Source organism: Micromonospora sp. NPDC049374, assembly GCF_040677165.1.
GTDB lineage: Bacteria > Actinomycetota > Actinomycetes > Mycobacteriales > Micromonosporaceae > Micromonospora.
On record NZ_JBFAQH010000001.1, the window covers coordinates 285,704 to 297,924 of the forward strand.

The 12,221-nt window shown below is 72.1% G+C and carries 9 protein-coding genes; 5 read left to right on the top strand and 4 right to left on the bottom strand.

What is annotated here, in order from left to right:
• Positions 1–95: 95 nt before the first annotated feature.
• Together AB0J93_RS01395 and AB0J93_RS01400 are read right to left on the bottom strand one after the other, a co-directional pair.
• Positions 96–938, bottom strand: a complete 843-nt coding sequence (locus AB0J93_RS01395; protein WP_363916972.1) for an endo alpha-1,4 polygalactosaminidase — start codon at positions 936–938, stop codon at positions 96–98.
• Between the two features lie 108 nt (positions 939–1,046).
• Positions 1,047–2,408, bottom strand: coding sequence for a CAP domain-containing protein (locus tag AB0J93_RS01400; RefSeq protein WP_363916974.1), 1,362 nt, complete (start codon positions 2,406–2,408; stop codon positions 1,047–1,049).
• Between the two features lie 371 nt (positions 2,409–2,779).
• Between AB0J93_RS01400 and AB0J93_RS01405 the strand changes: the two genes are divergently transcribed.
• The 3 genes from AB0J93_RS01405 (at position 2,780) to AB0J93_RS01415 (ending at position 7,506) form a co-directional block, all read left to right on the top strand.
• Positions 2,780–2,974: a hypothetical protein gene (locus AB0J93_RS01405; RefSeq protein ID WP_093401709.1), complete on the top strand. Its 195-nt coding sequence runs from the start codon at positions 2,780–2,782 to the stop codon at positions 2,972–2,974.
• 297 nt (positions 2,975–3,271) lie between these two features.
• Positions 3,272–6,886: a chromosome segregation protein SMC gene (gene smc, locus AB0J93_RS01410; protein ID WP_363916976.1), complete on the top strand. Its 3,615-nt coding sequence runs from the start codon at positions 3,272–3,274 to the stop codon at positions 6,884–6,886.
• On the top strand, positions 6,886–7,506 hold the full coding sequence (locus tag AB0J93_RS01415) for an HAD-IA family hydrolase (protein ID WP_363916978.1): 621 nt from the start codon (positions 6,886–6,888) through the stop codon (positions 7,504–7,506). Before smc ends, AB0J93_RS01415 begins: the two co-directional genes overlap by 1 nt.
• Before the next feature lie 34 nt (positions 7,507–7,540).
• On the opposite strand, the gene AB0J93_RS01420 is transcribed toward AB0J93_RS01415, so the two are convergent.
• Positions 7,541–8,062 (bottom strand): DinB family protein, encoded by a 522-nt coding sequence (locus AB0J93_RS01420; RefSeq protein ID WP_363916980.1) that lies wholly within the window; start codon positions 8,060–8,062, stop codon positions 7,541–7,543.
• A gap of 53 nt (positions 8,063–8,115) precedes the next feature.
• Positions 8,116–9,825, bottom strand: a complete 1,710-nt coding sequence (locus AB0J93_RS01425) for an alkaline phosphatase D family protein (protein ID WP_363916982.1) — start codon at positions 9,823–9,825, stop codon at positions 8,116–8,118.
• Between the two features lie 187 nt (positions 9,826–10,012).
• Between AB0J93_RS01425 and ftsY the strand changes: the two genes are divergently transcribed.
• A complete protein-coding gene (gene ftsY, locus AB0J93_RS01430) occupies positions 10,013–11,197 on the top strand; it encodes a signal recognition particle-docking protein FtsY (RefSeq protein ID WP_363916984.1) in 1,185 nt (394 codons plus the stop codon).
• A gap of 6 nt (positions 11,198–11,203) precedes the next feature.
• A complete protein-coding gene (locus AB0J93_RS01435) occupies positions 11,204–12,067 on the top strand; it encodes an aminoglycoside phosphotransferase family protein (protein ID WP_363916986.1) in 864 nt (287 codons plus the stop codon).
• Positions 12,068–12,221: the final 154 nt, after the last annotated feature.

A 12,221-nucleotide genomic window follows, 5' to 3' on the forward strand; every position in this document is an offset into this window, starting at 1 on the left:
TTCTCGGCGATCTTGCAGTTTCTGTCCCCGCAAAGGCCGCAAAAGGTGCGTTTCGGCGACCAGAAGTGCAAGATCGGCGCAGCTGGGGTGGGCGGTCAGGGGGATGGGCAGGGTAGGCGCCAGGCGTCCAGGGTGCGGTTCTTGCGGATCGAGGCGAAGCCGTAGCCGACGCTGGTCACGCAGAAGTCGGTGGTGGCACCGGTGTACTCGACGTGGAAGACCGGTTTGCCGGCGTCGGCGAAGGGCAGCAACTTGTCGCACTGGCCCCGCCGTACGCACTCCTCGTTGACGGCGAAGTCGAAGTCCGGTGCCAGCGCGGCGACCTGCGCCAGATCGCCGAGCAGGCCCGGGGAGAGGTCGAGCGAGCGGGCCAGCGTGGCGACCCGACGGTTGAACCTCAACTGGTCGTCGAACTCCAGCGCGAAGCCGGAGTGCTTGTCGTAGCCGTCGGCGTCGGCGAACATCACCGCGCCGAAACCCTTCCCACGGCAGAGCCGGAACCGGTCGGCCAGCACCGGCCGCAGGACGTCCCACCGGCGTACGTCCAACCAGACGCGCCCGGTCCGGGCCACCGTCGCGCCGCGTACGCGTGCCGGGTAGCGGCTGGCGTCGGGATCGCTCGGACGCACCGACCCGATGTGCACCTGGCAGACCAGCCGACGGTGCCGGGAGCGCAGCTCGGCGGTCTGTGCGGCGGTGGTGTCGACCGGGTCGAGGACGAACACGTCCGCCTCGACGTCCGGATCGAGCACCCCGTCCAACTGCCACTGCCACTGCCAGTGCCGCGCCGAACTGGTCGGCCAACTGGTCGGCGCCCCGGGCGGGGTGAGGTCAGGCCGGCAGGCGGCAGCCGTGACGAGCAGCGTGAACGTCAGACCGGCCGGCAGCGCCCGGCGGTGCATCCACCGCGCCGGTCGCCCGCCCAGGCCGTACCGCATCGCCAGCTCCGCAGGTCGCGGGGGCGGCGTCGGGCCGCCCGAGCCGGTACGCCGGGTCTCGGCGTACCCACCCGGTCAAACGAGCGCAGACCCGACAAGGACTCGCGCTCAGCGCGGTGCGGCGAAGACCTGCGTCCAGTACGGGCCGTTGCTGCTCGCCACGCCGACGCCGATCTCGGTGAAGGCGCAGTTGAGGATGTTGGCACGGTGTCCGTCGCTGTTCATCCAGGCGTCCATGACCGCCGCCGGAGTCCGCTGGTTCCAGGCGACGTTCTCGCCGTAGGTGCGCCAGGCGTAGTCGACCCGGTCGATCCGGTCGCCGGGGTCGCTACCGTCGCTGCCGGTGTGCGACATGTTCCGGTGGTCGGCCTGGTCCTGGCTGTGCCGCTGAGCCGCGGTCATCAGCTTGTCGTCGATGCTCAGCGCGCCGCAGCCGGCCTTCGCCCGTTCGGCGTTGACCAGCGCGACCACCTCGGCCGCTTCCGAGGCGACGTTGCCGGAGGACGACGGACCGGCGGAGGCGGCCCGGCTCGGGCTGCCCTGGCGGTCGGCGCTCAGCCGGGAGGGGGCGGTGCTGCGCGAGGGCGCGGGTTTCGGCCGGGTGGTCCGGCTCGGTGACGGCGACGCCGTCGCGGCGCTGGGGGAGACGCTGGGGCTGGGACTGGCGCTCGGGCTCTCGCTCTCGGGCAGGTCGAGCGCCAGCTCCTGATCCTCCTCCGGCACGGCGGGCGCGCTGGCGACCGGTGCCTCGCCGGCCGTGGTGTTGGTCGGGCTGTCGTCGCCGGGCAGCGCGAGGGCCGCGACGCCGATGCTCACCACGAGGGTGGCGACCGCGGCGGCACCACCCATCACCAGGGGGCGTGGCAGCCGGCGGGACCGACGGGTCCCGGCGGTCGGTTCGAGCGGCGGCTCGTCGACACCGGCCAGCTCCGGGTGTCCGGCCTGCGGTCCGTAGTGAGGGCGGACGACCGGTTCGGCGTACGCATTGCGCCGGTCGGTGTACCCGATGGGCTGATCGGCGTACCGGTCGAGCCGATCATCGTAGGCGTACGGGCTCTCCTGCCGCGACGCGTGGTGCGTGGGCCAGTCGGCGGCGTGGACGGCAGTGTGGTCGTCGTCGCGGTGGTGCCGCCCGATCTCCTGGTGGAACGAGCCGGTCTCCTGGTGGAACGAGCCGGAGGCGTCGTACCAGTCCTGCCCCGCCACCGGGTACGACTGCTCCGTCGGCTGGTACGCCTCCGTCGGCTGGTACGACTGCTCCGCCGGCTGGTAGGGCTGGGCAGCGTCGGACCGCCACTGCTCGGTCGGCTGATCGCGGTACCACCCGTCGGCCGGATCCTCCGGGTCGTCGCCGAACAGGTAGGACGACCGTGGCGCCGGCCGGTCGGTCAACCAGGCCGGGTCGTCGGTCGGCGGTTCCGCGCGCCGCGGGGTGTGCTCCGGGTCGATCGGATCATTCCAGCCGTGCACGCCTGTCGCCTCCACGGGTCAGTTACGGGCCGGGGTGACGCTACGTGTTGTGTCTGAGCAGCAGCAATCTGGCTAAGGAAGAGTTAAGAGGAGCCTGTACGTCCGGGTGAGGTATTCGGTGATTCCGGAGCGTAGAGTCGGGGCGTCCGGACAGAGCGTGTCCGCGCCTCGTGGCAGCCTCCCGAGACGGGTGTGGCCGACGCCGAGATGATCTACGGCCTGCGAGAACTTGACGAAGCAGGGGCTGTCGGCTCAATATGGTGATGTCGCCAGTCGCGCCCGGCCGTGCCCAGAAATTGTGGGAATGGTAGTCGCGTTTGAAGGGGCGCGCGTTGGCCGGCCTCTCCGGCAGCGCACATCAAGGAGTAAAAATGGCGAAGGCCCTCTACGGCCACGTAGGTGCGGCGCCCGACCGGCGCCTGCTCGACGAGGTCACCCGACTGCGTGCCAGGGTTCAGTCACTGGAGTTCGAGGTCACGCGGCTGCGTGCCGAGAACGATCGGCTCGCGGCGGCCGCGGCGGAGGCAGACGATCTGCTTCGTCTGGCCGAGCCCGCGTTGACCTGACCTGGTCGCCGCACGAGCGACTGCACCACCTGGTCGCCGCAAGCGACTGAACCGCATGGTCGCCACAACTGAACAGCACCACCGCACTGAGCGCGCCGACACGATGTGCCGGCGCGCAGCTCTGTGCGTAGCCGATCGCATCGGCCGTTCGGTGCGGTGGCGCGGTCCGGTCGGTGTCCGACGGCCGGCAGGTGGGTCGCGTCGGGTGCTCCACCCGGTCCCGGGTTAGTCTGCGGGTTTACCAGGGTCCGCGCAGCCGGGCGACGGTACGGCGGCCACCGGACGAGGATCGAGAAGGTGCATCTCAAGAGCCTAACGGTGAAGGGTTTCAAGTCCTTCGCCTCCGCGACGACGCTCAAGCTGGAGCCGGGGATCACCTGCGTGGTGGGCCCGAACGGCTCGGGCAAGTCCAACGTCGTCGACGCCATCGCCTGGGTGCTCGGCGAGCAGGGTGCCAAGGCGTTGCGCGGCGGCAAGATGGAGGACGTCATCTTCGCCGGCACCGCCGGGCGGGCCCCGCTGGGCCGAGCCGAGGTGACCCTCACCATCGACAACACCGACGGTGCGCTGCCGATCGAGTACACCGAGGTCTCCATCACCCGCCGGATGTTCCGCTCCGGCGAGAGCGAATACGAGATCAACGGCGATTCGTGCCGACTGCTCGACATCCAGGAGCTGCTGTCGGACTCCGGCATCGGCCGGGAGATGCACATCATCGTCGGGCAGGGTCGGCTCGACGGGATGCTGCACGCCAAGCCGGAGGACCGGCGGGCGTTCATCGAGGAGGCGGCCGGCGTCCTCAAGCACCGCAAGCGCAAGGAAAAGGCGCTGCGCAAGCTCGACGCGATGCAGACCAACCTCAACCGGCTCACCGACCTCACCGCCGAGCTGCGCCGACAGCTCAAACCCCTCGGACGGCAGGCCGAGGTGGCCCGCCGCGCCGCTGTGATCCAGGCGAACCTGCGCGACGCCCGGCTGCGGCTGCTCGCCGACGACCTCGCCACCCTGCGGACCACGCTGGACAAGGAGATCGCGGACGAGACCGCGCTTCGGCAGCGCCGAGAGCAGGTCGAGGCCGAGCACGCCGAGGTGCAGTCCCGCCTCGGCGAGCTGGAGGAGGCGTTGGCCTCCGACGCTCCGCTGCTGGCCGCCGCCCAGGACACCTGGTACAAGCTCTCCGCGTTGCAGGAACGGTTCCGCTCGATCGAGCAGCTCGCCGTCGAACGGCTGCGGCATCTGACCGCGACGCCGGACGACGAACGCCCGGGCCGCGACCCGGAACAACTGGAGGCCGAGGCCGAACGGGTCCGCGAGCAGGAGGAGGAACTGCGCGCTGCGCTCACCGACGACCAGGTCCGGCTGGCCGAGGCGGTCGAGCACCGCCAGGAGCTGGAGCGGCAGCTCGCCGCCGCCGAGCGGGAACTGGTCGCCGCCGCGAAGGCCATCGCCGACCGGCGGGAGGGCCTGGCCCGGCTGACCGGGCAGGTGAACTCGGCCCGGGCGCGGACCACCAGCGCCGGCGAGGAGATCGAGCGGCTCGCCGCAGCGCACACCGACGCGATGGCGCGCGCCGAGCGGGCCCAGGCCGAGCTGGACGCGGTCGCCGAGCAGTCCACCGAGGCGGACCGGGACAACGCCGACCTGGACGCCAGGCACGCCGAGGCCGTCGCCGCCCAGGAGCAGGCACAGGCCAACCTCCGGTCCCTGTCGGACGCGGAACGGGCGGCGGAGAAGGATGCCGCGACCTGGAAGGCTCGGGAGGAGGCGCTCGCCCTCGGTCTGCGCCGCAAGGACGGGGCCGGGGCCCTGTTGGCCCGCGCCGACCAGGTGCCCGGCCTGCTGGGTGGTCTCGCCGGCCTGCTCACGGTGGCTCCGGGGCACGAGGCGGCGCTCGCCGCGGCGCTCGGCGGGCTGGCCGACGCGGTCGCGGTGACCGGCGTGGACGAGGCCGTCGAGGCGATGCGCCTGCTGAAGATCTCGGACGCCGGGCGGGCCGGGCTGCTCGTCGGCAGCCCGGCCGGGCCGGGGATGTCCGGCTCGGCCGACGCGTTGCGTCCGAAACTGCCCGAAGGTGCCCACTGGGCACCCGACCTGGTCGACTGCGACGCCCAGATCCGGCCCGCAGTGTACCGGGCGCTGCGGGACGTGGTGCTGGTGGCGGACCTGTCCGCCGCCGCCGAGGTGGTCACCGGAAATCCCGAACTGCGGGCGGTCACCCGGGAGGGTGACGTGGTCGGCGCGTACGCGGCGGCCGGCGGGTCGGCCAAGGCGCCCAGTTACATCGAGGTGCAGGCGGCCGTCGAGGAGGCCCGGGCCAATCGGCTGGCGGCCGAGCGGACCAGCGCCGAACTGCGGGAACAGCTGGTCGAGGCGCGCGCCGAGGTGGCCACCGCCAAGGAGGCGGTGCAGCACGCCGCGGCGGCCAAGCGGGAGGCGGAGAGCCACCGCAACGCCGCCGCACGGCGGCTCGCCGAGCTGGGTGCCGCCGCCCGGTCGGCGAAGGCGGAGACCGACCGGCTGGGCGAGTCCCGATCGCGCGCCGAGGCGGCCCGGGAACGGGACCTGACCACCCTGGCCGAGCTGGAGGAGCGGCTGCGGTTGGCGGAGGCCACCCCGATCGACGCGGAGCCGTCCACCGAGGAACGCGACCAGTTCGCCGCCATGGTGCCGCAGGCCCGGCAGAACGAGATGGAGGTCCGGCTCGCGGTGCGTACCGCCGAGGAGCGGGTCGCCTCGATCGCCGGGCGGGCCGACTCGTTGCGTCGGCAGGCCGGTGCCGAGCGGGCGGCCCGGGAACGGGCGGCGGCCCGGCGCGCGGCGCGGACCCGGGGCGCCGCCATCGCCCGCGCGGTGGCCGGTGGCGCACGCACGGCGTTGACCCAGCTGACCAGCAGCATCGCCCAGGCCGAGGAGCACCGCGACGCGGTGGCGCGGGAACGGGCCACCCGCGAGGCGGAGTTGCAGGAGGTGCGGGCTGCCGCGAAGCGGTTCGGTGCGGAGTTGGAACGGCTCACCAGTCAGGTGCACCGGGACGAGGTCGCCCGCGCCGAGCAGCGGTTGCGCATCGAGCAGCTGGAGGCCAAGGCCGCCGAGGACTTCGGCCTGACGGTCGAGACCCTGGTCGCCGAGTACGGCCCGAGCCAGTTGGTGCCGCCAACCGAGGCCGAGGTGGCCGCCGCCGAGCGGGACGGCCTGGCGGTGCCCGAGCCGGTCCGCTACGAACGCCCGGTGCAGGAGAAGCGAGCCGCCAAGGCCGAACGGGAACTGGCCCTGCTCGGCAAGGTCAACCCGCTCGCTCTGGAGGAATTCGCGGCGCTGGAGGAGCGGTACAAGTTCCTCTCCGAGCAGTTGGAGGACCTCAAGGCGACCCGGCGGGACCTGCTCACCGTCGTCAAGGACGTCGACGAACGGATCCTGGAGGTCTTCGCCAGCGCCTTCGCCGACACCGCCCGAGAGTTCGAGCAGGTCTTCACCGTGCTGTTCCCCGGTGGCGAGGGCCGGCTGATCCTCACCGACCCGGACGACCTGCTGACCACCGGTGTCGAGGTCGAGGCCCGCCCGCCGGGCAAGAAGATCAAACGGCTGTCGTTGCTCTCCGGCGGAGAGCGGTCGCTGACCGCCGTGGCGATGCTGGTGGCGATCTTCCGCGCCCGACCGAGCCCGTTCTACATCATGGACGAGGTGGAGGCGGCCCTGGACGACGTGAACCTGGGCCGGCTGATCACCCTGCTGGCCCAGCTACGGGAGAAGAGCCAGCTCATCGTCATCACGCACCAGAAGCGGACGATGGAGATCGCCGACGCGCTCTACGGTGTGACCATGCGCGGCGGGGTGACCCAGGTGATCAGTCAACGGCTCAACCGGGCCGACGGCGATGACGAGCGGCAGGGCCGCGGCGAGGAGAACGGGTAGTGGCTCGGGAACGCGCGACGGCGCTCCTGGTGGACTTCGACGGTGTGCTGCGGCGCTGGGATCCGGCGGTCGCCGCCGGCGTCGAGCGGGAGTACGGCCTCTCCGCCGGTGTGCTCGGCGAGATCGCCATGCAGTGGGGGCGGCTGCAACCGGTGCTGACCGGCCAGGTCAGCCACGCCGACTGGATGACCAGCGTGGCCGACGCGCTCACGCCGTCCGTGGGTGACGCCGAGCGGGCGCGTGCGGCGGTGGCGCAGTGGCAGCGCTATCGCGGTGAGGTCGACCCGGACGTGCTGGCGTTCGTCCGCGAGGCGAGGGCCGCCGGCATCCGGGTCGGGCTCGGCACCAACGCCACCGACCTGCTCGACGCCGACCTGGCCGCGTTGGGGCTCACCGACGAGTTGGACGTGGTGGTCAACTCGTCGGCCATCGGGGTGCACAAGCCGGCACCCGAGTACTTCCAGGCAGCCTGCGCGGCGCTGGAGACCCCGCCGGCCCGGGTGCTCTTCGTCGACGACGAGGACCGGGCGATCAGTGGCGCCCGGGTCGCCGGGCTGTCGGCGTACCGCTGGAACGGGTCGGCCGACCTGCGCTACCTGCGCGCCGTCCTGGCCGGCTGAGGCGCCACCGGGCGTCGACCAGCCGCACTTCCGGTCACTCGCCGACGGCGCCGTCGATGCGTTCGCGGATCAGGTCGGCGTGCCCGTTGTGCCGGGCGTACTCCTCGATCATGTGGACGTAGACCCAGCGCAGGTTGAACGTGCGCCGTTTCGGGCCCACCTCGGTGAACGTCTCGTCGAGCGACCGGCCGACGACGGCGGCGCGGGCCAGCGCCACCTGGCGGTGGTGGGTGGCGAAGTCCGCCTCGGCGTCGGCGGTGCTGACGTCGTGGTCGGCGTCCGGATCGTCATCCGTGTAGTACGGGTAGTCGACAGGCTCGCCGGCGAAGTTCTCCCGGAACCACCAGGCCTCCACCTCGGCCAGATGCCGCACCAGCCCGAGCAGGGTGAGGCCGGACGGCTCGACGCTTGCGGTGCGCAACTGCTCGGCGGTGAGGCCCGCGCACTTGAGCAGCAGGGTCTGCCGGTGATAATCCAGCCAGCCCTCCAGCATGGTGCGCTCGTCGCCAACGTAGGGCTCGGGGGTCCGGTCGACCGCCGGTGCTGTCCATGTCATCCGGGCATTCTGGCCCGGACATCTGACTGCCGGCGACAGCTTTTGTGGTTCGTTCAGCGGCCGTGCGCGAGCCGGTGCCGGGCGACCTCGTGCAGGTGACCGTCACCGGTGGTGCCCTCGATGACCACCTCGGCCCCACGGCCGGCGTGGGTGAGCGTCGCCACCGCGTTGCCGAAATAGGGCCCGGCCAGCTTGCGCCACTTGACCAGGGGCCGGCGGACCCCGGCCGTGCGGGCCAGGGCACGGGCCGCTCCGGCCGGGCCGCGTGCCCACCCGAGCCGCATCAGCGGGCGCATCCCGGCCGGCACCTGGTTGTGGATCGGCGAGCAGGTCAGCTGGTGCACCGGGGTGTGCACCCCAGGGTCGGCGAACCTGACTCTCGCCACGTACGAGTGATGCACGTCGCCGGAGAGCACGCTTATCGACGCCGGTGGCGGGTACGCCGGCCCGGCGCCCTTGCGGTCGTCGGGCTTACCGGGTGCGCCGGCGCCGATGCGGGCGAACAGCTCCGCCAGCGCGTCGAACGAGCGGCGGAACGCGGCCCAGTGCTCCAGATCCAGCGCGCGGCGCAGCCGTTCGCCCAGCCCGGCAACCCACCGCCGGGGCGAGTCGGCCAACTTCTCGTTCCACGTCTCGACGTGGTGGATGCCGGGCGGCAGCAGCCACGGCAGCGAGGAGCCGACCACGAGGTGGTCGTAGCCACCGTGGGCACGGTCGACGAACCACGACCACTCACCGGGCGGCAGCATCGCCCGCCGACCGGGTAGCAGCACCCGGCTGCACCGGTTGTCCAGCATCACCAACCGGGTGCGCCCCAGGTCGAGGGCGTAGCTCCACTGGTACTGCACCGCCCGCCAGCGCTCGGTGTCGTGGGCCAGGTCGGCCTCGGTGTCGACCCGCGCACCGAACTCCCGCAGCACCCCGGTGGCGTCCTCCGCCGTGCTCACCTTGGCGAACACCGGGTCCGCGGCGATCTCGTCCGGGGAGAGGTTGCCCAGGTGCTGGTAGACCCAGTAGGAGGCCAGCCCACTGGCGATCCGCTCGGCCCACCACGGCTGATCGCGCATCTCGGCCCGCCAGGAGGCCGAGGTGTTCCAGTCGTCGATGATCTCGTGATCGTCGAAGATCATCACGCTCGGCACGGTCGAGAGCAGCCAGCGGATCTCCGGGTCGCGCCAGGACTCCAGATAGAGCTTGGTGTACTCGTCGAAGCTGACCACCTGGTCCCTCGGGGCGCCCTCCGGACGCCTCCGCCGGCGGCGCAGCAGGCGCTTCACGGTCGGCGAGGTCTCGTCGGCGTAGACCTGGTCGCCGAGCAGCAGCAGCAGGTCGGGCAGGGCCGCCGGGTCCGGGTCGGCGATCACCCGCCGGGCGTACGCGTCGAGCGCGTCCGGCGGCAACTTGCGGGTGGTCGCGTGCTGGGTGGTCTCCCGACAGGAACCGAAGAGCAGTCGGACCGGCTGGTCCCGGTCGTCGGAGGCCCGGGTGCGGATGACACTGGGTGGGAAGCGACTGTCCGGCGTCGGCCAGACCACCTCGTCGTCGACAAGCACCTCGTACGCGCTCGTGCTGTCCGGGGTGAGCCCGTCGACCACCACGAGCGCGTAATGATGGTCGTACGCGCTGAAGGTGGGTGCGGTGCCGGTGGCGCCGCCGGCCGTGCGGATGGTGACCACCGCCGGCGTCGTGGTCTCCACCCAGACGGTGGCCCGAGTGCCGACGACCCGGCGCAGCAGGGGGCCGATGAGCAGCTCGGCGGGCATACGGGACCTCCAGACGAGAGAACTTCATCCTTTACTACCCGGCCGGTGGCGCACCACTGCCAACTGTGGCCGAGACTACCGCCGCTTCCTGGGCCGACACCGGGAGCGGTCGGGCGCCGGGGAACTGCCCGGGCCCGGCGGGAGCGGTGGCTGAGACGTGATCGCCGGCATCTGACAGGATTCCGGCATGACGGAATACCTCCTCATCGCTCTCGCCCTGCTCGGTCTGCTGATCCTCGGCGGCATCGGGCTGGTCGTGCCGCGGCTGCGTCGACGGCCGCAGCCGCCGTTGCCGCGTACGGAGGTCGACACCCGGGCGGAGGAGGATCTCGCCGGGCCGCCGGTGCAGGCACCGGAGGCCGATCTGTCCACCGGTGTCCTGGTCGAGCCGCCGGTCGAGGCGCCGGCACCGACCGTCGAGGTGCCCGAGCCGACCGCCGGCCGGCTGGTGCGGCTGCGCTCCCGGCTGTCGCGGTCGCAGAACGTGTTCGGCAAGGGCCTGCTCGGCCTGCTCAGCCGGGACCGGCTCGACGAGGACGTCTGGGAGGAGATCGAGGACAGCCTGATCACCGCCGACGTGGGCGTCGACGCCACCCGGGACATCGTCGACCGGCTGCGGGAGCGCACCCGGGTGCTGGGTACCCGGTCGGTCGCCGAACTGCGCTCCCTGCTCGCGGCCGAGCTGGTGAACGCGCTCGACCCGGGGCTGGACCGGTCGCTGCACACCGCCCCGAAGGAGGGCGTGCCGGCGGTGCTGCTCGTGGTCGGGGTGAACGGCGCGGGCAAGACCACCACCTGCGGCAAGATCGCCCGGGTGCTCATCGCCGACGGCCGCAGCGTGCTGCTCGGCGCCGCCGACACCTTCCGGGCCGCCGCCGCCGACCAGTTGCAGACCTGGGCCGGGCGGGTCGGGGCCGAGACCGTCCGCGGTCCCGAGGGCGCCGACCCGGCCAGCGTCGCCTTCGACGCGGTCAAGCGGGGTATCGAGACCGGGGTGGACACGGTCCTCGTCGACACCGCCGGCCGGTTGCAGAACAAGATCGGCCTGATGGACGAGTTGGGCAAGGTCAAGCGGGTGGTCGAGAAGCACGGCCCGATCGACGAGACACTGCTGGTGCTCGACGCCACCACCGGTCAGAACGGGCTGGAGCAGGCGCGCGTCTTCACCGAGGTGGTAAACGTCACCGGTGTGGTGCTGACCAAGCTCGACGGCACCGCCAAGGGCGGCATCGTCATCGCCGTGCAGCGCAAGCTCGGCATCCCGGTGAAGCTGGTCGGCCTCGGCGAGGGCCCGGACGACCTGGCGCCGTTCGACCCGGCGCAGTTCGTCGACGCGTTGCTGGGTACCGAGTCCTCCGGTCAGACCGCGTAACCTCGGGTGACCAGAGACGACCGCGCGTACGCGGGCTGGCGCGAACCGAGCCACCCGTCGCAGCGCCTCGGGAGACCGTACGTGACCTCGCAGGAGATCCCGCTGCACGGCGGGAACGTGAGCACCGTGGTGCGGGTCGGTGACACCGTGCGGCGCAACGCCGGGCCGTGGACCCCGTCGGTGCACGCCCTGCTGCGTCACCTGGAGTACGTCGGGTTCACCGGTGCGCCCCGTGCCCTCGGCATGGACGAGCGCAACCGGGAGGTGCTGTCGTACCTGGAGGGGGAGTGCGGGGAGTACCCGCTGGCCCCGCACTGGGTCACCGACGAGGCTCTGGTCACCGTCGCCACCATGCTGCGGATGTTCCACGACGCCCAGTACGGTTTCGTGCCGCCGCCGCAGGCGGTGTGGCGCTCGTTCGGCCCGCCGCCGCCGGACACCGAGGTCATCTGCCACCACGACGCGGCACCGCACAACGTGATCTGGCGGCCGGACGGCACCCTCGGGCTGATCGACTTCGACCTCGCCTCGCCCGGTGCCCGGATCTACGACGTCGCGTACGCCGCGTGGACCTGGGTGCCGATCTTCTCCGACCGGGACTCCATCACCCTCGGCTGGAAGCGCCCCGACCGACCGCGCCGGCTGCGGCTCTTCGCCGACGCGTACGGGCTCATTCCGCGCGACCGGCACCGGCTGATCCGGACCATCCGCAAGCGGATCGTCGACCACGTCGAGGGCATCCGCCGGATGGCCGCGGCGGGGGAGCCGGCCTTCGTCCGGATCGTGCACAAGGGCCACCTGCGCCGGCCGATGCGGGATCTGCGGCTGCTCGACTACGAGCGACACGCCCTCGAGCACGCCCTGCGCTGAGAGATTTGCGGGGTCTCCCGCCGATCTCTGGGCCGTCGGGGGGATAGACCGGCACCAAATGGCCGATCCACCCCCGTCGAAGCGCTGAGGTGTGCGTTTTTCTTCACACGTCCGAAACAAGCCGTCACGGTTCGGAAACCAGCCGGGGACCCTG